The 23,116-nt window shown below is 60.8% G+C and carries 20 protein-coding genes and 1 riboswitch; of the genes, 13 read left to right on the forward strand and 7 right to left on the reverse strand.

Annotated features, from left to right (window positions below):
* Nucleotides 1-88 precede the first annotated feature (88 nt).
* A complete protein-coding gene (locus OXR61_RS21570; protein ID WP_021507893.1) occupies nt 89-991 on the reverse strand; it encodes a GntR family transcriptional regulator in 903 nt (300 codons plus the stop codon).
* Nucleotides 992-1,126: 135 nt separating this feature from the next.
* Between OXR61_RS21570 and OXR61_RS21575 the strand changes: the two genes are divergently transcribed.
* On the forward strand, nt 1,127-2,155 hold the full coding sequence (locus tag OXR61_RS21575) for a zinc-binding alcohol dehydrogenase family protein (RefSeq protein WP_021507892.1): 1,029 nt from the start codon (nt 1,127-1,129) through the stop codon (nt 2,153-2,155).
* A gap of 8 nt (nt 2,156-2,163) precedes the next feature.
* Here the strand turns inward: OXR61_RS21575 and OXR61_RS21580 are convergent, their stop codons facing one another.
* On the reverse strand, nt 2,164-3,081 hold the full coding sequence (locus tag OXR61_RS21580) for a nucleoside hydrolase (protein ID WP_021507891.1): 918 nt from the start codon (nt 3,079-3,081) through the stop codon (nt 2,164-2,166).
* 107 nt (nt 3,082-3,188) lie between these two features.
* Nucleotides 3,189-3,263, forward strand: a riboswitch (Fluoride riboswitch).
* A 91-nt stretch (nt 3,264-3,354) separates the two neighbouring features.
* On the opposite strand from OXR61_RS21580, the gene crcB reads away from it, so the two are divergent.
* Together crcB and OXR61_RS21590 are read left to right on the forward strand one after the other, a co-directional pair.
* Complete coding sequence (gene crcB / locus OXR61_RS21585) at nt 3,355-3,732, forward strand: fluoride efflux transporter CrcB (RefSeq protein WP_021507890.1); 378 nt, start codon at nt 3,355-3,357, stop codon at nt 3,730-3,732.
* A 106-nt stretch (nt 3,733-3,838) separates the two neighbouring features.
* Nucleotides 3,839-4,636: a sugar phosphate isomerase/epimerase family protein gene (locus OXR61_RS21590; RefSeq protein WP_159378003.1), complete on the forward strand. Its 798-nt coding sequence runs from the start codon at nt 3,839-3,841 to the stop codon at nt 4,634-4,636.
* On the opposite strand, the gene OXR61_RS21595 is transcribed toward OXR61_RS21590, so the two are convergent.
* The 3 genes from OXR61_RS21595 to OXR61_RS21605 all read right to left on the reverse strand — a co-directional run bounded on the left by OXR61_RS21595 (nt 4,633) and on the right by OXR61_RS21605 (nt 7,189).
* Nucleotides 4,633-5,238, reverse strand: a complete 606-nt coding sequence (locus tag OXR61_RS21595; protein ID WP_021507888.1) for a prolyl oligopeptidase family serine peptidase — start codon at nt 5,236-5,238, stop codon at nt 4,633-4,635. The two genes, OXR61_RS21590 and OXR61_RS21595, sit on opposite strands and share 4 nt — an antisense overlap.
* An 11-nt stretch (nt 5,239-5,249) precedes the next feature.
* Nucleotides 5,250-6,191: a glutathione S-transferase family protein gene (locus OXR61_RS21600; protein WP_021507887.1), complete on the reverse strand. Its 942-nt coding sequence runs from the start codon at nt 6,189-6,191 to the stop codon at nt 5,250-5,252.
* Nucleotides 6,192-6,289: 98 nt separating this feature from the next.
* Nucleotides 6,290-7,189, reverse strand: a complete 900-nt coding sequence (locus OXR61_RS21605; RefSeq protein ID WP_021507886.1) for a LysR family transcriptional regulator — start codon at nt 7,187-7,189, stop codon at nt 6,290-6,292.
* Nucleotides 7,190-7,374: 185 nt separating this feature from the next.
* Between OXR61_RS21605 and OXR61_RS21610 the strand changes: the two genes are divergently transcribed.
* Entirely contained in the window at nt 7,375-8,499 is a 1,125-nt protein-coding gene (locus OXR61_RS21610) for a GNAT family N-acetyltransferase (protein ID WP_021507885.1), read from the forward strand.
* Here the strand turns inward: OXR61_RS21610 and OXR61_RS21615 are convergent.
* Nucleotides 8,496-10,328: an ABC transporter ATP-binding protein gene (locus OXR61_RS21615; RefSeq protein WP_021507884.1), complete on the reverse strand. Its 1,833-nt coding sequence runs from the start codon at nt 10,326-10,328 to the stop codon at nt 8,496-8,498. The two genes, OXR61_RS21610 and OXR61_RS21615, sit on opposite strands and share 4 nt — an antisense overlap.
* A 63-nt stretch (nt 10,329-10,391) precedes the next feature.
* On the opposite strand from OXR61_RS21615, the gene OXR61_RS21620 reads away from it, so the two are divergent.
* Nucleotides 10,392-10,886 carry a GNAT family N-acetyltransferase gene (locus OXR61_RS21620; RefSeq protein WP_021507883.1) on the forward strand — a complete coding sequence of 165 codons (495 nt, stop codon included), beginning with the start codon at nt 10,392-10,394 and terminating at the stop codon, nt 10,884-10,886.
* Between the two features lie 300 nt (nt 10,887-11,186).
* Here the strand turns inward: OXR61_RS21620 and OXR61_RS21625 are convergent, their stop codons facing one another.
* Nucleotides 11,187-12,101 carry a sugar ABC transporter substrate-binding protein gene (locus tag OXR61_RS21625; protein WP_021507882.1) on the reverse strand — a complete coding sequence of 305 codons (915 nt, stop codon included), beginning with the start codon at nt 12,099-12,101 and terminating at the stop codon, nt 11,187-11,189.
* A 435-nt stretch (nt 12,102-12,536) separates the two neighbouring features.
* On the opposite strand from OXR61_RS21625, the gene OXR61_RS21630 reads away from it, so the two are divergent.
* The 8 genes from OXR61_RS21630 (at nt 12,537) to OXR61_RS21665 (ending at nt 23,092) form a co-directional block, all read left to right on the forward strand.
* Nucleotides 12,537-13,931 (forward strand): MFS transporter, encoded by a 1,395-nt coding sequence (locus OXR61_RS21630; RefSeq protein WP_021507881.1) that lies wholly within the window; start codon nt 12,537-12,539, stop codon nt 13,929-13,931.
* Nucleotides 13,932-14,072: 141 nt separating this feature from the next.
* Nucleotides 14,073-15,236 carry an HD-GYP domain-containing protein gene (locus OXR61_RS21635; RefSeq protein ID WP_021507880.1) on the forward strand — a complete coding sequence of 388 codons (1,164 nt, stop codon included), beginning with the start codon at nt 14,073-14,075 and terminating at the stop codon, nt 15,234-15,236.
* A 108-nt stretch (nt 15,237-15,344) separates the two neighbouring features.
* Nucleotides 15,345-15,434 carry a K(+)-transporting ATPase subunit F gene (gene kdpF, locus OXR61_RS21640; protein WP_021507879.1) on the forward strand — a complete coding sequence of 30 codons (90 nt, stop codon included), beginning with the start codon at nt 15,345-15,347 and terminating at the stop codon, nt 15,432-15,434.
* Nucleotides 15,434-17,113 carry a potassium-transporting ATPase subunit KdpA gene (gene kdpA / locus OXR61_RS21645; RefSeq protein WP_104094188.1) on the forward strand — a complete coding sequence of 560 codons (1,680 nt, stop codon included), beginning with the start codon at nt 15,434-15,436 and terminating at the stop codon, nt 17,111-17,113. The genes kdpF and kdpA overlap by 1 nt, the downstream gene beginning before the upstream one ends.
* A gap of 7 nt (nt 17,114-17,120) precedes the next feature.
* On the forward strand, nt 17,121-19,169 hold the full coding sequence (kdpB, locus tag OXR61_RS21650) for a potassium-transporting ATPase subunit KdpB (protein WP_021507877.1): 2,049 nt from the start codon (nt 17,121-17,123) through the stop codon (nt 19,167-19,169).
* 11 nt (nt 19,170-19,180) lie between these two features.
* Nucleotides 19,181-19,753, forward strand: a complete 573-nt coding sequence (gene kdpC, locus OXR61_RS21655) for a potassium-transporting ATPase subunit KdpC (protein WP_021507876.1) — start codon at nt 19,181-19,183, stop codon at nt 19,751-19,753.
* Nucleotides 19,754-19,861: 108 nt separating this feature from the next.
* Entirely contained in the window at nt 19,862-22,537 is a 2,676-nt protein-coding gene (gene kdpD / locus OXR61_RS21660; protein WP_021507875.1) for a two-component system sensor histidine kinase KdpD, read from the forward strand.
* 54 nt (nt 22,538-22,591) lie between these two features.
* A complete protein-coding gene (locus OXR61_RS21665; protein WP_021507874.1) occupies nt 22,592-23,092 on the forward strand; it encodes a TIGR00645 family protein in 501 nt (166 codons plus the stop codon).
* Nucleotides 23,093-23,116: the final 24 nt, after the last annotated feature.

The following is a 23,116-nucleotide window of genomic DNA, read 5'->3' on the forward strand; positions in this document are numbered from 1 at the left end:
TTCGAGACTAGAAGTAAACCGCGGGAGATGTTGCAAACATGTTTCTGATTCGTGCGGGCGCTTATGCTTTGTGGTTTTTAATCGGTTTTTAATTGTACTGCCGGATAGAGCGGATCATTGAGTGTTTGGCAGTTCTGAGATGCGCATGCAGCGCGCACAGCGCGTCCACATCCTGGCGGCTGATGAGCGCGGTAAGAATCGCCATATGCTCCTCCAGCGCGACGATGTTGCGTTGTTTCAGGTCGCTTTCATCCCACTGATAATGCGAGTGAAAAATCACAGAGATAATTTCCAGTGACTGGTTGAAAAACGGGTTGTTGGCGGCGGAGAGAATCAGCGTATGCATCTCTTTATCCAGCGCGGCAAACTGGCGGTAGTTGCTGGCGATGGTGTCGCGCAGCGCGCGATGACGATCCAGCAGATCGCGCGCCTGCACCCAGCGCTCATCACCGGCGGCGAGGTTAAGAAAGCGGGTCAGCGCGTGCGTTTCCAGCATCTCGCGCAGTTCAAACAGCTTTTCGGCGTACTCCTGATCGAATTTCTTCATCCGCCAGTGGCCGCGCTTAACCGGTTCCAGCAGGTTATAACGCATAAAACGCAGCAGGAACTCGCGCACCACCACCGGGCTGACCCGCACCTGCTGCGCCAGCTGCAGTTCGGTGAAACTGTCGCCTGGCATCAGCAAGCGCTGGTTAATCAGGTTAAAAAACGCCTGCTCAAACTGCACCGCCTGTTGGTCGATCGGTGGGCTGAGTACGCTAAACCCATCCTCCTCGCAGGGATCGCGCACAATCACGTAGGTCTCAGCCACTTTTTCCAGCACGCCGCGCTGATGCAGATGCTGTAGCGTGTGGCGCACCGTGGTGCGGCTGATATTAAACATCTCGGCCAGCGCTGCCTGCGGGGGCAGCGGCGAGCGCACATGGCGGCGGGCAATAGCTTCCAGCATTTGATTGATGACGTTCTGGCGCAGATTCTGGCTTCGGCTCATACGGCCCTCCGGTTTTTTATGCATTAAAAACCACACAAAGCCCAAAAAAATCGCGCTGACTCACACTTCGTACAGCGCAACCTCCCGCCGCGGTCGATTTTCGCCATAACTGCGTGAACAGCCCAGGAGGAAACGATGAAGAACATGAAAACGCTGGTGGTCGCCGAACCGCGCAGCATGGTGTGGCAGCAGCGCAGCGTACCGACGCCTGCCGCGCACGAAGTCCTGATTAAACCGATTGCCGCCGGCATTTGCGGCACCGATATTCACGCCTGGGCCGGCAATCAGCCGTTTTTCTCCTATCCGCGCGTGCTCGGTCATGAGCTGTGCGGTGAAGTGGTGGCGCTGGGCGCGGCGGCACAGGGGTTTCAGCCAGGTCAGCGCGTGGCGCTGATTCCTTACGTGGCCTGTCAGCGTTGCGATGCCTGCTTAAGCGGCAAAACCAACTGCTGTGAACAGATTTCAGTGATTGGCGTGCATCAGGACGGGGGTTTTTGCGAGTTTCTCAGCGTGCCGGACACTAATTTGCTGGCGGTTGACGATGTGGCGCCCGAAGCAGCGGCGCTGATCGAGCCCTTTGCCATCAGCGCCCATGCGGTGCGACGCGCGGCGCTGGTCGCCGATGAGCAGGTGCTGGTGGTCGGGGCCGGACCGATTGGCCTGGGCGTCGCGGCGATTGCCGCCGCAGCCGGTGCACAGGTGGTGGTGGCCGATACCAGCGCTCAGCGGCGCGCGCACGTTGCGCAGCAGTTGCAGCTGGCGACGATCGATCCGCTGGCGGCGGATTTTATCGCCGCGCTGCGCGCAGAGTTTGGCGGGCGGCTGGCCGCTAAAGTGATTGACGCCACCGGCAGTCCGGCGGCGATGAACAGCGCCGTGCAGCTGATTCGTCACGGCGGCACCATCGTGTTTGTTGGCCTGCACAAAGGCGATCTGGTGATCCCCGACACCGAGTTTCACAAAAAGGAGACCACGCTGCTGGGCAGCCGCAACGCCACGCGAGAAGACTTCGACAAGGTGCGCGCCCTGATGGCCAGCGGTCAGCTGCGGGCCGATATGATGCTCAACCGCCATTACGACTTCTCGACGCTGGCCGAGACTTTTGAGCCCGGGGTAATCAACAACCCTGAGCTGATCAAAGGCGTCATCCATTTCGCCCGCTAGAGAGAGTGTCAGGCGCGCAGCGTGGCAAAAAAATGTTGCCGTACCGCCTCGGCGTCGACGCCCAGACACAGCCGCTGGGCGCGCAGGCCGGCGAATGGATCGTCGCGCGAGGCGAGGGTGCTCACGCGCTGCAGCGTCTGGCCGCGGCTGATGCCTTCGGTCACCACGCGCACCGGCGCTGTCGTCACGCTGAACGCCTGCGGCAGCGCCAGCCATGACAGCGTCAGGGTATCGTGCAGCGCCATGCCATCAAATCCTTCTTTTTGCAGGCTGTAAGCCAGATAAGGCCGGCAGATGGCACTCAACACCGGCTGATTCAGCTGGCGCACTTCCTCTCCGCTGATCAGCACCTTGTGCGTCACATCCAGCGGCAGCATCACCACCGGCAGCGACGAGGCCAGCACCTGATCGGCGGCATGCGGATCTTTCCAGATATTGAACTCGGCGAACGGCGTCACGTTACCGGCGTGGCCGTCGGTGCCAAACGCACCGCCCATGATCACCAGCTCTTTCACCAGCGGAATGATGTCTGGCGCCTGGTTGATGGCGCAGGCGATGTTGGTCAGCGGCCCGATTGCCACCAGGGTAATCGCATGCGGCTGCGCGCGTACGCTGTCGATGATGAACTGCACCGCGCTTTCGGCGACATCGCTATACGGGTTATCGAAGGCATCGCCGAGACCGTCTGCGCCGTGCAGGGTAGCCGGTGCGGAAGGGGCCAGCGCCAGCGGACGCGAACAGCCGCGATACACCGGCGCGCTGATGTTCATCTTTGCACAGAACAGCCGGGCGTTTTTTACCGCCTGGCCAACCGCGACATTACCAAACACCGTGGTGATGCCCAGTAGCCGCTGCGTGCGCGCCGCATACGCCAGCGCAAAGGCGTCATCCACGCCGATATCAGTATCAAAAATCAGGGTACGCATCGGAATCTCCTCGCTGATGATGTCTGCCACGGTAAAACATAATCGTCCCCGACGATACGGAGACGGCAGGTGAATATTGTCACCTCCGGCGCGCCAGCGTATTATCGTGCCTCTGAGGTGATGGCGTGCCACCTTACCCAACCGCCCTCTGGTTACAGACGGCTGATGACGCCTGACAACTTGCTTATCCCTGCGCGGGAGACGGCGGTGTGTCAGGTGTAGTTTCTGTCCTGCCGCGGCCCTGCGCGTATCTCAATTCAGGAGCTCCAGACTATGCTGAAGTCGCTGTTCGCGGTCATGATCGGTGGTGCCATCGGTTGCACGCTGCGCTGGCTTATCTCTTTGCGTTTCAATACGTTATTCCCCAACCTGCCGCCAGGGACGCTGATCGTTAATCTGGTCGGTGGCTTTATTATTGGCGCGGCGATGGCGTGGTTTGTGCGCAATCCGCACATCGATCCCGTATGGAAACTGCTGATCGTCACCGGCCTGTGCGGCGGGCTGACGACGTTTTCGACCTTCTCGGCCGAGATCGTGGTGTTGCTACAATCAGGAAAATACCTGTGGGCAATGTCGAGCGTGATGGTGCATGTCATCGGTTCATTGCTGATGACCTTTGCCGGTTTCGCCGTGGTGAATCTGCTGGGCTAAACGACACGCTTGAAATCACCCTTAAGAGGGGGATACTGATCAGGATGCTGTGCGGGTGGCGCACAGCCTCTGTCACCGCTTTATCCGGATGATTAAGGAGCTGTTGATGTCTGCAAACCCGAAATTCCTTAACCTGGTGCTGTTAAACGGTGAATCGGCGCAAAAGCTGCAGGCGGCGCGTGCCGCCGGGTTCGATCAGGTTGAAATGTGGCGGGAAGAGGTTACTGAGCACACGGCGGCGCTGGCCGCGCAGCTAAACCTGGGCTTTACCAATCTGCAGGTGCTGCGTGACTTTACCGGCGCGCCGGACAGCGAACGGCTGCAAAAGCGCGCCGAACTGCGTGATTTCATTCGCGTCGCGCAATCGCTGGGCTGCGATACCATTCAGGCGCCGGCGACCACGCGCGAAGACTGCGTTGCGGAGCGCATTGATGAGGATCTGCGCTGGCTGGCCTCGGAAGCCGCGCGCTATAACATGCGCATCATGTATGAACCGATGGCGTGGTGCAGCGTCGATAATACGCTGCCGCTGGCGTGGCAGCGTTTGCAGCGGCTGGATCAGCCCAATATCGGGCTGGTGGTCGATCTGTTCCACATCTGCGCACGCGGTGGCGATGCCTCTCAGCTCGACGGCATTCCGGCCGACCGCATTTATGAAGTGCAGCTGTGCGATATGGCGCAGATGCCACCGCAGGAGAAGCAGGCGCTGAGCGACTATGCGCGCCATCAGCGCTTGCTGCCCGGCGACGGCATCATTGAAGTGGAACGCTTTGTCGATAAGCTGAAAAGTGCAGGCTATCGCGGTCCGGTGGGCATCGAAGTGTTTAACGATCGCCTCAAAGCACAGCCGCCGGAAGCGGCCGCGCGTCAGGCGTGGCAGGCGCTGCAGCGCTACTGGCCTTAATCCTGCAGACACTGGGCGATGTAGGCCGCTGCCTGCATTGCGCCGTGGCTGGAAATGGTGTGACCGGTGGCGGGTTCATACTGTGCGGTGACCGCGACGCCCGCGCTCTGCAGGCGCTGCGCGGCGGAGACGGTTTCGCTGAACGGGATGACCTCATCGGCTTTGCCGTGAATCAGCAGCGCGGAGGCATGCGGCGGCGGCGTGAGCGCCTCGTCAAAGGCCAGGCGACCGGAGAAGGCCACCACACCAGCCAGCGGATAGCGTCCGGAGGCCAGCGCATCCAGCGCCATGATTGAACCCTGCGAGAACCCTACCAGAATCACCTTTTGCCACGCGCCAGTCATCGCGTGCTGCGCCATCAGCTGCTGCAGCGTCGCGTCAAAGGCGTCGCGCGCAGCCCGTACCCGCGCCGGACGGTTTTCCGGCGTGATGCCGGTCAGGCTGAACCACTGATAGCCCATGGCGTGCTCAAAGGGAAAGGGCGCATCGGGCGCGGCAAATGCCACGTCGGGCAGCAGCGCTGACCAGTGTTGCCCCAGCACCGCCAAATCCGCGCCATTGCTGCCGACGCCATGTAAAAACACCACTAACGCTTTTGCCATTGCCCTGCTCCTTAAAAACCGTAGTCCGCCATATCCGGTCCCGCCGGCACGATGCCGTTGGGATTCAGCGCTTTAATCGAATAATAGCCCTGTTTGATGTGATCGATGTTCACCGTTTGCCGCACGCCGGAGACCGCCAGCACACTCTTCAGATAACGATCGAGCAGCGGGTAATCGCGCAGGCGGCGCAGGTTGCATTTGAACAGGCCGTGATAGGCGACGTCAAAGCGTATCAGGGTCACGAACAGGCGGATATCGGCTTCGGTCAGTCGTTCACCCAGCAGAAAAGTGCGGCCATCTTTCAGCCGTTGCTCCAGCTCATCCAGCTGCTCGAATACCTCATTAAACGCCTGCTGATAGCTCACCTGGGTAGTAGCGAAACCGGTGCGATAAACGCCGTTATTAAGTCGCGGATAGATCGTTGCGTTCAGCGCGTCGATCTCCGGGCGCAGATCCTCAGGGTAGAGATCGAGCCGGTTGTCAGCCAGATCGCCAAAGCCGCTGTTGAACATGCGCAGAATATCCGCCGACTCATTGTTAACAATGGTCTGGGTTTTTTTATCCCACAGCACCGGCACGGTGGCGCGCCCGGTGAAGTCGGCGTCGGCGCGCGTATACAGCTGGTGGAGATACTCAGCGTTGTTCAGCGGGTCGCGATCGGCACCGGGATAATCGCCGAAGCGCCAGCCCTGCGCGCCAAGCTGCGGCTCAACCACCGACACGCTGACAATCTGTTCCAGCCCTTTCAGGCTGCGAGCAATGAGCGTGCGCGAGGCCCATGGGCAGATCAGCGCGACGTACAGATGATAGCGATCCTGCTCGGCGGCAAATTCGCTGCTGCCATCGGCGCTAATCCAGTGACGAAAGCTGGAAGTCTGGCGTACAAAGCCACCCTGTTTATCGGTGGCCTGAACCGGATGCCACTCTGCGCTCCACTTACCGTTTACCAACATCGCTCTGCTCCTCTGAAGTGATGTCAGCAGCTTACCGTGCTGCCGTTATGCTGATAATCCGGGCAAAACGGCTTTGATTGTTTCCAGAATGGAAGGAATCAGCCGGGCGGATGCAGGCGGAAGTGCTCGGCCAGAAAGTCGATCAGCAGGCGTGTTTTCTGCGCCAGGTGGCGCGCGGGCGGATACAGAGCAAACAGGCCCATGGCTGGCGGCGCAAAGTCCTCCAGCAGCGTGACGATTTCGCCTCGCTGCAGCGCCGGTGCAGCGATAAAACCGGGCAGACGCGCAATGCCGAGGCCGGCCAGCGCCGCCTGCAGGCAGGCTTCGGTGTTGGAGAAGCACAGGCGGCCGCGAATCGGCATGCTGACGCTGTCGCCGCACGGCGTGACGAACGGCCAGTGCCACGGATCGCGAAAGTTGGTGTCGCTGATGCACTGATGCGTCGCCAGGTCGCGCCAGTGCTGCGGCGTGCCGTGTTGCAGCAGATAGCCGGGCGCGGCGGCGAGGCGAATTGGCACCTCGCCCAGACGGCGCGCAATCAGGCTGCTGTCGTCCAGCTTGCCGATGCGGATCGCCATATCGAAGCCTTCATCGACGATATTCACGGCGCGGTCGGAGAAGTTGACGTCCAGCTCAATCAGCGGATAGTGACGTGCGAACGCCACCAGCACGCTGGCCAGCACCGCGGTGCCGAAGGTGCCGGGTGCGCTAATCTTCAGGCGACCGGTGGGTGAGCGGGCATTTTCCTGCACCGTGGCATCCAGCGCGTCGAACGCCTCCAGCAGGGTTTTCACCCGCTCATAATAGGCGCGGCCGATCTCGGTGGGCGACAGCGCCCGTGTGCTGCGCTTGAACAGCTGCACGCCAAGCTGCTGCTCCAGACGCGACACCAGCTTTGACGCCTGGCCGCTGCTGGTGCCCAGCCGGGCGGCGGCAGCGGCAAAGCTGCCGACTTCGAGTACGGCGACAAACATGCGATCACAATCAAGACGATCCATGGCATTTCCTGCAAGGGAAAAGGATGAGTATACACAGGCGAAGTGAAAAATCGTGGCACGGGCCGCGACAGCAATGTACGCAGCATGGCGCAACGACCCGCTTTACATTCAGTGCGCCGCACCTTTCGCACGGCGGCAAAACCTGCTGAACTAGGCGTTCGCCTTAAGCTGGCCGGGAGCCACCAATGCCTTTGCTTCACCTGTCATCGCTGGCGGAGATCACCGCTGCCGAATGGGATGCGCTGTTACCTGACAATAAACCTTTTTTGCGTCACGCCTTCCTGCTCGCGCTGGAAGAGAGTGGCAGCGTGCGCGCGGAAAACGGCTGGCAGCCGGATCATCTGCTGTGGCGCGAAGACGGCAGGCTGCGTGCGGCGCTGCCGGGCTACCGTAAAAACAACTCGTGGGGCGAATATGTGTTCGATCACGCGTGGGCCGATGCCTGCCAGCGTGCCGGCATCGCCTATTACCCCAAATGGCTCGGCGCCATTCCGTTCAGCCCGGTGACCGGTGCGCGGCTGCTGGGCGACGAGACGGCCATCATCCCGATGCTGGAAGCGCTGCCCGATGCGTTGCAGCGGCACGGCTTAAGCGGGGCGCATATCAACTTCACCACGCCGCACGCCAACGCGCTGCTGGCAACCCAGCCGGACTGGCTGGCGCGCCTCGGCGTGCAGTATCACTGGCACAATCGCGGTTACCGCGATTTTCACGACTTTCTCGATACGCTAATGTCGCGCAAACGCAAGCAGCTGCGCAAAGAGCGCGAACAGGTGGCCAGCAGCGGCTTTGCATTTAACTGGTATCGCGGCGATGAGCTGCGTGAAGATCAGTGGGATTTTGTGTATAACTGCTACGCCAACACCTACGCGGTGCGCGGCCAGCGTCCCTATCTGACGCGCTCCTTCTTCAGCCTGCTGGCGGAGCGGATGCCGCAGGCGATTCGCGTGGTGATCGCCACGCTACAGCAGCAGCCCGCCGCCATGGCCTTCTGTCTGGTGGATGACGACACGCTGTATGGCCGCTACTGGGGCTGTCTGGCGGAGTTTGACCGGCTGCACTTCGAGACCTGTTTCTACCAGGGCATGGATTTCGCCATCGCCGAAGGGCTGCAGCGCTTTGATGCCGGTGCGCAGGGCGAGCACAAGCTGGTGCGCGGCTTTGAACCGCAACTCACCCACTCCTGGCACTATCTGTGCCATCCGGGGCTGCGTGACGCGGTCGGGGATTTTCTGCAGCAGGAGCGGGCAGGGGTACGCGCCTGGGCACAGGAAGCGCGCAACGCCCTGCCTTACCGGCGCGGCGATTAATCGACGCCGACAAATCCGCCGGTCTGATGCTGCCACAGGCGCGCGTACAGCCCGCCGTGCGCCAGCAGTTCGCGATGGTTACCCATCTCAACAATGCCGCCGTTCTCCAGCACCACCAGCCGGTCCATTTTCGCGATGGTCGACAGGCGATGGGCGATGGCGATCACCGTTTTGCCCTGCATCAGCGTCTCCAGGCTCTCCTGAATCGCCGCTTCCACTTCCGAGTCGAGCGCCGACGTGGCTTCATCCATGATCAGAACCGGCGCATCTTTCAGCAGCACGCGGGCGATGGCAATACGCTGGCGCTGGCCGCCAGAGAGTTTGACGCCGCGCTCGCCGACGTGCGCATCCAGCCCGGTACGGCCCTGCGGATCGGAGAGCAGCGGGATAAACTCGTCGGCGCGGGCGCGCACAATCGCCGCCTGCAGTTCGGCTTCGCTGGCATCCGGGCGACCGTACAGCAGGTTTTCGCGAATCGAGCGGTGCAGCAGCGACGTATCCTGGGTGATCATGCCAATCTGACTGCGCAGGCTCGCCTGTGTGACCTGCGCGATGTCCTGATCGTCAATCAGGATGCGCCCGCCGTTGATGTCATACAGCCGCAGCAGCAGGTTCACGAGGGTCGATTTACCGGCGCCGGACGGGCCAATCAGACCGATTTTCTCGCCAGGCTTGATATTGAGATTCAGGCGGTTAATCACCTGGCGGCCGCCGCCGTAGTCAAAACGCACATCCTCAAAGCGGATCTGGCCACGCATCACCTGCAGCTTTTTCGCCTGCGGCGCATCCTGCACGCTGAGCGGTTGCGCAATGGTGTTCAGGCCATCCTGCACCATGCCGATGTTTTCGAAGATGCCGTTCACCACCCACATGATCCAGCCGGACATGTTCACCAGGCGAATCACCAGCCCGGTGGCCAGCGCGATGGCGCCTACGCTGATCAGCGACTGGCTCCACAGCCACAGCGCGAGGCCGGAGGTGCTGACAATCAGCAGGCCATTGAGCGTCGACAGCGTGATATCCATGCTGGTCACCATGCGGCTGGCGTCCTGGGTTTTGTCGGTCTGCTCCTGAATGGCGTCGCGCGCGTAGCGTTTTTCCAGATCGTTATGGGCAAACAGTTTCAGGGTAGCGATGTTGGTGTAACCGTCAACAATGGTGCCCATCAGCTTCGAGCGCGCCTCGGATGACACCACCGAGCGCTGCTTGACGCGCGGCACAAAGAAGCGCAGCGACAGGCTGTACGCCACAATCCAGACGATCAGCGGAATCATCAGGCGCCAGTCGGCTTCCGCGAACAGCACCAGTGAGGTCACGGCGTAAATCACCACGTGCCAGATGGCATCCACCAGCTGAACCGCCGAGTCACGCAGCGAGTTACCGGTTTGCATGATGCGCTGGGCGATACGGCCGGCAAAATCGTTCTGGAAGAAATTGAGGCTCTGCCGCAGCACATAGTTGTGATGCTGCCAGCGAATCATGCTGGTCATGCTGGGGTTAATGCTTTGATGCACCAGCATATCGTGCAGTGCGATCACCACCGGCCGCAGCACCAGCGCCACCGCCGCCATCCACAGCAGAATCGGCCAGTTATCGCTGAACAGCGTTGCGGGCGTGGTGTGATTGACCAGATCGATAATACGGCTGAGATAGCTAAACAGCGCCACTTCGATCAGCGCCTGCGCCAGCCCGACAATCAGCAGCGCGACAAAACTTGGCCACACCTGACGCAGATAATAGAGGTAAAACGGCCACACGCTGGCGGGTGGGGAATCGGTGGGGGCATCCTGAAAAATATTGATAAAACGTTCAAAACGACGATACAACATAAGGCCACTCTTTCCGATCGGTGAGAGTTAACAGCTTAGTGCAACTGAACAGGGATTATCGACATGGATTTGCAGATTCGCGGACGCGAACCGGGCGATGCCGCCGCCTATCAACGTTTATACAGTCATCCCGAGGTGTATCGCTGGACCACGCAGCTGCCGTTTCCCAGCGTCGCCACCTGGCAGAAAAAATTCGAGCGTATGGACAGCGAAGGCTATATCGGTTTTGTGGCGGAAATCGACGGGCAGATGGTGGGCGAACTGACGCTGTTTACCGAACAGCGGCCGCGTACGCGCCACAGCATCAGCTTTGGTATTGGCGTCGATCCGGCGTTTAGCGGTCGTGGTATCGGTGAGCGGCTGATCCGCACCGGTATCGACTATGCCTTTAACTGGCTGGGCGTGATCCGCGTTGAGCTGGAAGTGTTTCACGACAACCAGCGCGCGCTGCGTCTGTATCAGCGCCTGGGCTTTGAGCAGGAAGGCGTGAAGCGCAAAGCCTGCCTGCGCGAGGGCGAGTACCACGACATTATCGTCATGGCGATACTGCGCGAGTGATGGTTGCGTCGGCCTGCACTAGGGCGCCCGGTAACCAGGTCGCCATAAATGGCGCCCCTACAGTGTTCACAGAATATCTGTAGGGTGCGCATTCATGCGCACCAGGCAATCCAGGTCGCCATAAATGACGCCCCTACAGTGCTCACAGAATATCTGTAGGGTGCGCATTGATGCGCACCAGGCAACCCAGGTCGCCATAAATGGCGCCCCTACAGTGTTCACAGAATATCTGTAGGGTGCGCATTCATGCGCACCAGGCAACCCAGCTCGCCACAATCGCGCCCCCGCAGTGTCCGTCGGCTACTGGCTGCGCTCGACGTATTTTTGCATATTCTCTTTGGTCACCAGCTCGAACGGAATCCACACGTGTGAAGCCACTTTCTCGCCTTTAATCAGCTTCTGCGCCACGTCTACCGAGGTTTTGCCCTGACCGATGGCGTCCTGAAACACCGTCACCTGCATCTTATCCTGCGCCAGAGCCTTCAGGCCGTCCGGCGTGGCGTCGATGCCGCCCACCAGAATCTTTTTATTGCTCTTTGCCAGCGCCATTGCCGCACCAATCGCCATCTCATCGTTATTGGCCGCGACGATATCGATCGCTTCCCCGTTGCCAATCCAGTTGAGCATCAGGTCCATGCCTTCGTTGCGCGCATAGTTTGCTGGCTGCTTCTGTACCACTTTCATGCCCGGGTATTTCGCCACCACCTGCTCGACATCTTTGGTGCGCTGCAGCGCGCCGGCATCGGTCAGGTTGCCGATCATGATCGCCACGTTACCTTTATAGTTCGCCAGTTTAGCCAGCGCCTCCATTTGCAGCGTGCCGGATTCGCGTTCGTCCGAACCGACAAACACTACGCCGGGCGGCAGGGTTTTATCGCCCGGCGTGCGGTTGACGTACACCAGCGGAATTTTCGCCTGCTGCGCCAGTCTGGTCAGCTGCGGTGTGCTGGCGGAATCCACTGGATCGACGATGATGGCATCCACGCCGGCGCTGATAAAACTCTGCACCTGGTCGGTCTGGCGGCCGACGTCGCCGCGCGCATCTTCAAACTGGGCATCCAGCCCGCGCGCTTTAGCTTCTTTATCAATGGCATGACGAATAATGGTAAGGAAGTTCTGGTCAAAATAGGCCATCGACACGCCGATCTTCTCCGCCAGCGCGGAGGCCGAACTGGTCAGCAGGCCAAGTAACAGTATCGCCTTGAGGGTTTTCATCGCAGACTCCAGAGTAAGCTGTTTATTAGAATAAATTTTTCATTGGTGTTAAAAATGGCTCAATGAAATCATTTTCAGCCTACGAGCCGGCAGCAGAGCTGGCAATCTGCTGCGTGGTAATTTGCTGTGTAGCGCACAATTTGCCCGACGCGCATGGATGCTTTGCCTGCTCATAGTGATCGCGCAAACTCTTTTCTCAGCGCTGGCGCACATTCCGCGGCGAAAGCCAGCACGGATTGAAGATTTTGTGCGCTACCGCACCCGGCTTTGTGTCAGCGACCAAAACCCGCGCCGTTTCGCCGCGCGGATTCCTTCATTCGCACAATGACCAGAGCAACACTGGCTTCCTATAGTTGCTGAACAGGGAAATCTGCGCGGTATTCCTGACCATCATCGCTTCGGGGCAGGATGCTCCTCCATCAAGGAATTCAGCCTATGTTGCAACGCAAAAACCGCAGCCAGAACAGCCATGTGCGTATCTGGATCCTTTGCCTGATTCTGTTCCTATCAGTGGTCGCTTATGCCGATCGCTCGATCCTGTCGATCTCCGGCTCAGCGATCAAACAGGAGTTTGGCCTGTCGGCGATCCAGCTCGGCCTGATCCTTTCGGCCTTTAGTTGGGCGTATGTTATCGGTCAGATCCCCGGCGGATTGATTCTCGATCGCTTCGGCACCAAAAAGGTCTACGGCGTGACGCTGGCGCTGTGGTCGGTTTCGACCCTGCTGATGGGATTTGTCGGTGAGTTTTCCAGTGGCATGACCATGGCGCTGACGCTGATGTTTGCGCTGCGCTTCGCGCTGGGCCTGATTGAGGCGCCGAGCTTTCCCGCCAACGCCCGCGCAGTCATCATGTGGTTCCCGGGCGCAGAGCGCGGACGCGCATCGTCGCTGTTTGCCTCGGCACAATACTTTGCCGTGGCGATATTCTCACCGCTCTCCGGCTGGCTGGTGTCGCGTTATGGCTGGGAATGGCCATTCTTTGTGCTCGGCGGCATCGGCGTGCTGGCAGTGTTTGTCTGGGCGGGCTATATGCGCAGCCCGCGTCAGCATCCGCACGTTTCCGCCAGCGAGTTACATTACATTGAACAGGGCGGCGCGCTGGTGGATATCGACGCCGCGCAAACGCTGCGCGCACGGCCGCCGGTCAGCAAAGCGATGTTCAAAACATTGCTCACCAACCGCATGCTGTGGTGCGCCTACCTCGGCCAGTATTGCACCATCGCGCTTAGCTACTTCTTCATTACCTGGTTCCCGATCTATCTGGTGCAGGCGCGCGGCATGAACATTCTGGATGCCGGTTTCGCCACCATTGCACCGGCGCTGTTTGGCTTTCTGGGCGGCATCAGCGGTGGCTACATCTCAGATAAGCTGCTGGCGCGCGGCTGGAGCCTGTCGTGGGCGCGCAAAACGCCGTACATCGTTGGCATGCTGATGGCCGCCTCGCTGATTCTGGCGGCGGTGATCCCTTCCAACGCCGGCATTATCGCCATCATGTCGTTTGCCTTCTTCGGCAAAGGCGTGGCGGCGGGCGCGGGCACCTGGACCGTGGTCAGCGATACGGCACCCAAAGAGGCGGTTGGCCTCGCCGGCGCGATCTTCAACGGCATCGGCAACATGGCGGGCTTTATCACGCCGCTGTTGTTTGGCGTGATCGTTGGCCTGACCGGCAGCTACAGCATTGGCCTGGTGTTCGTCGGTGCGCACTGTGTCGTCGCGGCACTGCTGTTCCTGCTGGTGATGGGCCCGATTGAACGCGTAGGCGATCGGCACAACGCTGCCGCTGCAACAGAAGAGAAAACGGCGCAAAAGGCTGGCATTAAAGTGGCTTAATGCACTGCGCGGTAGCGGCGCAATTTATTGCGCTATGCATAAACGTTCCTGCCTGACCCGACCAGTCACGCCGCCCTGAAGATTTTTTGCTCAGCTGCCGATATCACTCCTTACCATCCACTGATATTAAGGAGCGATATCGTGATAAAGCTGATTACCGTTGACGAGCTGCGGCCAGGCATGTTTATCCACAAGCTTGAGGTCTGGTGGATCAAGGACAAACGCATTCGCAACCAGATGCTGATCACCGATAAGCGTCAGATCGCCCTGATCCGTAACGAGGGGATCCAGCAGGTATGGATCGATCCCGAGCGGTCGGTGCGCGCGCCTGCCACGCCGCAGCCGAAGAAAGACATTCCGCAGACGCCGTTTTTCCGCGAGATGGATCAGGCGCAGTGCATCTTCAACCAGGGCAAGCCGCAGGTGCTGGCGATGTTCAACGAAGCGCGCATGGGGCAGGGCCTCGATCTTGCCTTTACCCTTGAGCTGGTCGATGAAATTGCCGGATCGATTACCCGCGAGCCGACCGCACTGCTCAGCGTGGCGCGGCTGAAAAACCATGATGATTACACTTACCTGCACTCCATGGCGGTGTGCGGTCTGATGATTTCGCTGGGCAAGAAAATGGGGCTGGATGAGCAGCAGCTGCGTCGCGTGGGCATGGGCGGATTGCTGCATGACGTCGGTAAAGCCGCGGTGCCGCTGACCATCCTCAACAAGCCGGATAAGCTCACCGACGAAGAGTTTACGATTATGCGCCAGCATCCGATCGTCGGTGCGCAAATGCTGATGGAAGCCCATGCGGATGAAGATTTGCTGGATATTGCGCTGCATCACCATGAAAAATTCGATGGCAGCGGCTATCCGCATCGGCTGCAGGGCGAAGAGATTTCGCTCTACGCACGCATGGCGGCGGTGTGTGACGTCTACGACGCGGTGACCTCCGATCGCCCGTATCGCAAAGGCTGGACGCCGGCGGAGGCGATGCACAATATGCTGAGCTGGCGCGGCCACTTTGACAGTGCGCTGCTGCACGCGTTTGTGCGCACCATCGGTATTTATCCGGTGGGCTCGCTGGTACGGCTGGCCTCCGGGCGCGTGGCGCTGGTGGTGCAGGCCGGGGAAAAATCGCTGCTGAAGCCCAAAGTGCATGTGTTCTGGTCGCTGCATTCGCAGCGCGAGGTCAAACCGGAAGCGCTGGACCTCGGCGACAGCTTCTGCACCGATACCATCACCGGCGCTGAGGACAGCGGCTTGTGGCACAACGTTGACCTGAATCGCATCTGGGCGCTGGAAAGCGCCTGATCCGCCCGCGTTTTTATACTTTCTTTACGCCCGCTCTGCGCCTTTTTACCCCTTCTTTATGCCGCGCCGCGCATGCTTGCTGCACTACCAAATCCTCTGGAGGTTGCTGTGAGTGTGGGCGTGATAGCCGGCATCGTGCTGGTATTTTTATTACTGGGCTACCTGATTTATGCCCTGCTTAATGCGGAGGCATTCTGATGGCGGCGAATGCGTTTTTACTGATTGCGTGCTATCTGCTGGTGCTGATGGCGCTGGCGCAGCCGCTGGGCCGCTTGCTGGCGCTGATGGTGGCGGATAAACCCCTGCTGGCGCGCAGCGAACGCGTGCTGTGGCGTCTGGCTGGCGTTGATGGCGCGGCGATGCGCTGGCCGCACTATCTGCTGGCCATCCTGCTGTTTAACGCGCTCGGCTTTGTGCTGCTGCTGGCGATGCTGATGGGGCAGGGCGCGCTGCCGCTCAATCCTCAGCATCTGCCTGGCCTGAGCTGGGATCTGGCGCTCAATACGGCGATCAGTTTTGTCACCAACACCAACTGGCAGGCGTACGCGGGCGAGAGCACGCTGAGTTACTTCAGCCAGATGGCGGGCTTAACGGTGCAAAACTTCCTTTCGGCGGCAACCGGTATTGCGGTGGCGTTTGCGCTGATGCGCGGTTTTGCCAACCGTTCGCTGGAAACGCTCGGCAACGCCTGGCGCGACCTGACGCGCATCACCGTCTACGTGCTGCTGCCGATTAGCCTGCTGATGGCACTGTTTTTTGTCAGCCAGGGCAGCATTCAGAACTTTGAACCCTATCATGCCTTCACCACGCTGGAAGGCGCGCAGCAAACGCTGCCGCTCGGGCCGGTGGCCTCGCAGGAAGCGATCAAAATGCTCGGCACCAACGGCGGCGGTTTCTTCAACGCCAACTCGGCGCATCCGTTTGAAAACCCGACGGCACTGACCAACTTTGTGCAGATGCTGAGCATCTTCCTGATCCCGGCCGCGCTGTGTTTTGCCTTTGGTCAGCAGCTGGGCGATCGCCGTCAGGGCCATATGCTGCTGTGGGCCATGAGCATCATGTTTGTGCTGGCGGTGGTCGCGGTGATGTGGGCTGAGCTGCGCGGCAATCCGCACTTTCTGACCCTGGGTGCCGATAGCGCGATCAACATGGAAGGCAAGGAGACACGCTTCGGCATTCTCAACTCCAGCCTGTTTGCGGTGATCACCACCGCGGCGTCGTGCGGCGCGGTAAACGCCATGCATGACTCCTTCACTGCGCTGGGCGGCATGGTGCCGATGTGGCTGATGCAGCTGGGTGAAGTGGTGTTCGGCGGCGTCGGTGCCGGCTTGTACGGCATGCTGCTGTTTGTGCTGCTCGGGGTGTTTATCGCCGGTCTGATGATTGGCCGTACGCCGGAGTACATGGGCAAAAAGATCGACGTGTGGGAGATGAAAATGACCGCGCTGGCGATTCTGGTGACGCCGACGCTGGTGCTGCTGGGTACTGCGCTGGCGATGATGACCGAAGCCGGACGCGCCGGTATGGCTAACCCTGGCATTCACGGCTTCAGCGAGGTGCTGTATGCGGTGTCGTCGGCGGCCAACAACAACGGTAGCGCCTTCGCCGGTCTCAGCGCCAACACCCCGTTCTGGAACCTGCTGCTGGGCTTCTGCATGCTGGTCGGCCGCTTCGGCATCATCATTCCGGTGCTGGCCATTGCCGGTTCGCTGGCGGCGAAGAAAATTCAGCCGGTGGGCAACGGCACGCTGCCGACTCACGGCCCGCTGTTTATCGCACTGCTGGTGGGCACCGTGCTGCTGGTGGGTGCGCTGACCTTCGTTCCCGCGCTGGCGCTTGGCCCGGTAGCGGAACATCTGCAACTTATTCAGGGATAACGGAATCATGAGTCGTCAACAACTGGCGCTGTTTGATGCGGCGCTGACGCGCACCGCGATGCTGGATGCGGTGAAAAAACTCGATCCGCGCGTACAGTTTCGCAACCCGGTGATGTTTCTGGTGTGGATCGGCAGCGTGCTCACCTCGCTGCTGGCCATCGGCATGGCGGCGGGGCAGCTGAACGGCAGCGCCGGCTTTACCGCGGCGGTCGCCATCTGGCTGTGGTTTACCGTGCTGTTCGCTAACTTCGCCGAAGCGCTGGCGGAAGGGCGCAGCAAGGCGCAGGCCAACAGCCTGAAAGGGGTGAACAAGCACAGCGATGCGAAGAAACTGGCGGAACCGTTTCACGGTGCGCAGTGGCGGCCGGTGGCGGCCGATACGCTGCGCAAAGGCGATGTGGTGCTGGTGGAAGCCGGGGACATCATCCCGTGCGACGGTGAAGTGCTGGAGGGCGGCGCATCGGTCGATGAGAGCGCCATTACCGGCGAATCGGCACCGGTGATTCGTGAATCCGGCGGGGATTTTGCCTCGGTAACCGGCGGGACGCGCATCCTGTCGGACTGGCTGGTGATTCAGTGCAGCGTCAATCCGGGCGAGACTTTCCTCGACCGCATGATCGCCATGGTGGAAGGCGCGAAACGCCGCAAAACGCCCAACGAAATCGCCCTGACCATTCTGCTGGTGTCGCTGACCATTGTGTTCCTGCTGGCGACCGCCACGCTGTGGCCGTTTTCCGCCTGGGGCGGCACGCCGGTTAGCGTGACGGTGCTGGTGGCGCTGCTGGTGTGCCTGATTCCCACCACCATCGGCGGACTGCTGTCGGCGATTGGCGTGGCGGGCATGAGCCGCATGCTGGGAGCCAATGTGATTGCCACCAGCGGGCGCGCCGTGGAGGCTGCCGGTGACGTGGATGTGCTGATGCTGGACAAAACCGGCACCATCACGCTCGGTAACCGCCAGGCAACGCAGTTCCTGCCCGCGCCGGGCGTCAGCGAGCAGCAGTTGGCCGACGCGGCGCAGCTGGCATCGCTGGCCGATGAGACGCCGGAAGGGCGCAGCATTGTGGTGCTGGCGAAGCAGAAATTTAACCTGCGCGAACGCGATCTCAGCAGCATGGGCGCCAGCTTTATCCCGTTCTCCGCGCAGACGCGCATGAGCGGCGTCAACGTGCAGGATCGCCTGATCCGCAAAGGCGCGGTGGACGCGGTACGTCGTCATATTGAAGCCAGCCACGGCAGCTTCCCGGCTGAGGTCAATGCCCGGGTGGAAGAGGTGGCACGCGCCGGCGGTACGCCGCTGGTGGTGGCCGAAGGCGCGCAGGTGCTGGGCGTAGTGGCGTTAAAGGACATCGTTAAAGGCGGCATCAAGGAGCGTTTCGCCGAGCTGCGCAAGATGGGCATCAAAACGGTGATGATCACCGGTGATAACCCGTTAACCGCCGCGGCGATTGCGGCGGAAGCCGGTGTCGATGACTTCCTGTCGGAAGCGACGCCGGAAGCCAAGCTGGCGCTGATTCGCCAGTATCAGGCGGAAGGGCGCCTGGTGGCGATGACCGGCGATGGCACCAACGATGCGCCCGCGCTGGCGCAGGCTGACGTGGCGGTGGCGATGAACTCCGGTACCCAGGCGGCGAAAGAGGCGGGCAACATGGTCGATCTTGACTCCAACCCGACCAAACTGCTGGAAGTGGTGCACATCGGCAAACAGATGCTGATGACGCGCGGTTCGCTTACCACCTTCAGTATCGCCAACGATGTGGCGAAATACTTCGCCATCATCCCGGCGGCGTTTGCCGTGACCTATCCGCAGCTCAATATGCTGAACGTGATGGCGCTGCATTCACCGGCCTCGGCGATCCTGTCGGCGGTGATCTTCAACGCGCTGGTGATTGTGTTTTTGATTCCGCTGGCGCTGAAAGGCGTGAGCTATCGGCCGATGAGCGCGGCAGCGCTGCTGCGGCGCAATCTGTGGATTTATGGCGTAGGCGGTTTAGTGGTGCCGTTTATTGGCATTAAAGCGATCGACCTGCTGCTGACGCTGTCGGGCCTGGTGTAAGGAGAAGAGAAATGAGTCAGTTACGTCCGGCTATAGTATTGTTAGTGCTGCTTACCCTGCTGACCGGCGCGGTCTATCCGCTGCTGACCACCGGCCTGGCGCAGTGGTGGTTTCCGTCGCAGGCCAACGGTTCGCTGATTGAGCGCGACGGCGCGGTGCGTGGCTCAGAGCAGATCGGTCAGGCGTTCAGCCAGCCAGGCCACTTCTGGGGCCGTCCATCGGCCACCAGCGACGTGCCGTACAACGCGCAGGCGTCAGGCGGCAGCAACCTTGCCGCCAGTAATCCGGCGCTGGATAAAGCGGTGGCGGAGCGGGTGGCTGCGCTGCGCGCTGCCAATCCGCAGGCGCCGGCAGCGGTGCCGGTGGAGCTGGTAACCGCTTCAGGCAGCGGCCTGGATCCGGACATCTCCCCTGAAGCCGCGCTGTGGCAGGCACCGCGCGTCGCGGCAGCGCGCAACATGACGCTGAAAGACGTCGAGGCGCTGATTGCGCGCAACACCGAGCGTCCGCTGCTGCCGTTTATCGGCGAAGAAACGGTGAACGTGCTGCGGCTGAATATGGCGCTGGATGATTTGCAGGGATAGTTTCAAACCGCGCGAAGAATCGCGCCGCTACAAAAATGTGCACATACCGTAGCGGCGCAATTTATTGCGCAATGCCACATTGGTGCACGCGATAAAAATGGACCTCGCATGAACGACGAATTACCGCGCCCCGATCCCGATGCCCTGCTGCTCAATCACAGCGACAGCCATCGCGGTAAACTGAAAATCTACTTCGGCGCCTGTGCGGGCGTAGGGAAAACCTACGCCATGCTGCAGGAGGCGCAGCGCCTGCGTGCGCAGGGGCTGGACGTGCTGGCTGGCGTGGTCGAAACCCATGGCCGTGAAGAGACCGCCGCGCTGCTGCAGGGGCTGGCGGTGCTGGCGCGGCGCGCCACCGGTCGGTCGCGCCATGCGGAATTCGACCTCGACGCCGCGCTGGCGCGCCATCCGGCGGTGATCCTGATGGATGAACTGGCGCACACCAACGTGCAGGGCTCGCGCCATCCCAAGCGCTGGCAGGACATTGAAGAGCTGCTGGATGCCGGTATCGACGTGATTACCACCGTCAACGTGCAGCATCTGGAGAGCCTGAATGATGTGGTGGGCGGCGTCACCGGCATTCAGGTGCGCGAAACCGTACCCGATCCCTTTTTCGACAGCGCCGATGAAGTGGTGCTGGTGGATCTGCCGCCGGACGATCTGCGTCAGCGGCTGAAAGAGGGCAAAGTGTACGTCGGCGACCGCGCCGAGCGCGCCATCGAAAATTTCTTCCGCAAAGGCAACCTGTTCGCGCTGCGTGAGCTGGCGCTGCGACGCACGGCCGACCGGGTAGACGATCAGATGCGCGCCTGGCGCGATCAGCAGGGGCGCGACAAAGTGTGGCACACGCGCGACGCGATTCTGCTGTGCATCGGTGACGACACCGGCAGTGAAAAGCTGGTACGCACCGCCGCCCGTCTTGCTGCCCGGCTCGGCAGCGAGTGGCATGCGGTATACGTAGAAACGCCGCGCCTCAACCGACTGCCGGAAGCGCAGAGGCGCGCCATTCTGCGCACGCTGCAGCTGGCGCAGGAGCTGGGCGCGGAGACCGCCACGCTGTCCGATCCAGACGAGGCGCGCGCGGTGCTGCGCTATGCGCGCGAGCACAATCTCGGCAAAATTGTTACCGGCCGGCAGCCGCAGCGGCGCTGGCGACGCGACAGCTTTGCCCAGCGTCTCGGCGAGCTGGGGCCGGAGCTTGACCTGCTGGTAGTGGCGCTGGATGAGCCGGTGCGCGATGTGCCAGCGGCCCTGAGCGGCCAGCGTGCCAGCGGCGAGAAATGGCGGCTGCACTTGCGCGGGTGTCTGATGGCGATCGCGCTGTGCGTGCTGGTGACGCTGATTGGCCGCTGGTGGCTGGTGGAGTTTGATACCGCCAACGCGGTGATGATCTATCTGCTGGCGGTGGTGCTGGTGGCGCTGCGCTTTGGCCGCTGGCCGTCGGTGTTCGCCACGGTAATCAATATTCTGGCCTTCGACCTGGTGTTTGTGGCCCCCACCGGCACGGTGGCGGTATCGGATCTGCAATATCTGGTGACCTTTGCGGTGATGCTGGCGGTCGGGGTGATTGTCGGCAATCTCACCGCCGGCGTGCGCTATCAGGCGCGGGTGGCGCGCTACCGTGAACAGCGCGCGCGTCATCTGTATGAGATGGCGAAATCGCTCGGCAGCGCGCTGACGCCGCAGGATATCGCCGCCACCAGCCAGCGCGTTATTGAGGTGACGCTGCAGGCGCGCAGCCAGCTGCTGCTGCCCGACGAACAGGGTGAGCTGCAGTCGGCGGGTGAAAGCACCATCGGGACGCCGCCCGACCTCGGCATCGCCAAATGGAGCTACAGCAAAGGGCAACCGGCCGGTGCCGGCACCGATACGTTACCAGCGGTGCCGTACCAGATTCTGCCGCTGAAAAGCGGGGCGCACTGCCGCGGCCTGCTGGTGGTTGAGCCGGACAACCTGCGCCAGCTGATGATTCCCGAACAGCAGCGGCTGGTGGAGACCTTTACGGTGCTGATTGCCAACGCGCTGGAACGCATGGCGCTGTCGCATAGCGAAGCCGCGTCACGGCTGGCCGCCGAGCGCGAGCAGCTGCGTAATGCGCTGCTGTCGGCGCTGTCCCACGATCTGCGCACGCCGCTGACGGTGCTGTTTGGCCAGGCCGAGATGCTGATGCTGGACCTCGCCAGCGAGCAGTCGAAATACGTTGGCCAGGCCAATCAGATCCGCGAACAGACGCTGAGCACCATCCGGCTGGTGAGTAACATGCTGGATATGGCGCGTATTCAGTCCGGCGGGCTCAACCTGCGCGAAGAGTGGGTGGCGCTGGACGAGGTGATTGGCGGCGCGCTAAGCAGCATGGGACCGTCGCTGAAAGGGCACGACTTCACGCTGGATTTACCGCCGGAGCTGGTGCTGATAAAAGGCGACAGCGCGATGCTGGAGCGGGTATTTACTAACCTGATCGAAAACAGCCTGAAGTATGCCGGCAATGCCGCGCGGCACGGCATTCGTGCCTGGCGCGATAAAGCGCGGCTGGAGATCGCAGTCTGGGATAACGGACCGGGCATTGCGCCGGAGAATCTGACGCGCATTTTTGACAAGTTTGCCCGCGGCGACAAGGAGTCGGCCGTGCCGGGCGTCGGGCTGGGGCTGGCCATCAGCAAAACCATTATTGAGTCGCATCGCGGACGCATCTGGGCGGAAAACCGGCCGCAGGGCGGGGCGGTGTTTCGCCTGTCGCTGCCGCTGCCGGCCGCGCCTGAAATTTCTGAAGAAGCACTGAAATAACTTCACATAAGTTCGGTTATACTCGATGGCTTGTCTGTTGATAAATGGGAACTTATGGAACGTTTTACCGAAAACCTGATGTATGCATCGCGCTGGCTGCTGGCACCGGTTTACATTGGACTTTCGCTGGGGCTGCTGGCGCTGACGGTTAAATTTTTTCAGGAAATTTTTCACCTGCTGCCCAACATTCTCAGCATCGCGGAAAACGATCTGATTCTGCTGCTGCTGTCGCTGGTGGACATGACGCTGGTTGGTGGCCTGCTGGTCATGGTGATGCTGTCCGGCTATGAGAACTTTGTCTCCAAGCTGGATATCGATGAAAGCAAAGAGAAGCTGAGCTGGCTCGGCAAGATGGATTCCGGCTCGCTGAAAAACAAAGTGGCAGCTTCGATTGTGGCGATCTCATCGATTCACCTGCTGCGTATTTTTATGGACGCGCGTAACGTCGCCAACGAAAAGCTGATGTGGTACGTGATCATCCACCTGACCTTCGTGCTGTCGGCCTTTGTGATGGGCTGGCTGGATAATATGTCGAAGGTTGAAAAAAAATCGTGACCTTCGCGCACGAGCTAACCCATT

Source organism: Pantoea sp. GM_Pan_4 (genome assembly GCF_026541005.1).
GTDB lineage: Bacteria > Pseudomonadota > Gammaproteobacteria > Enterobacterales > Enterobacteriaceae > Pantoea > Pantoea dispersa.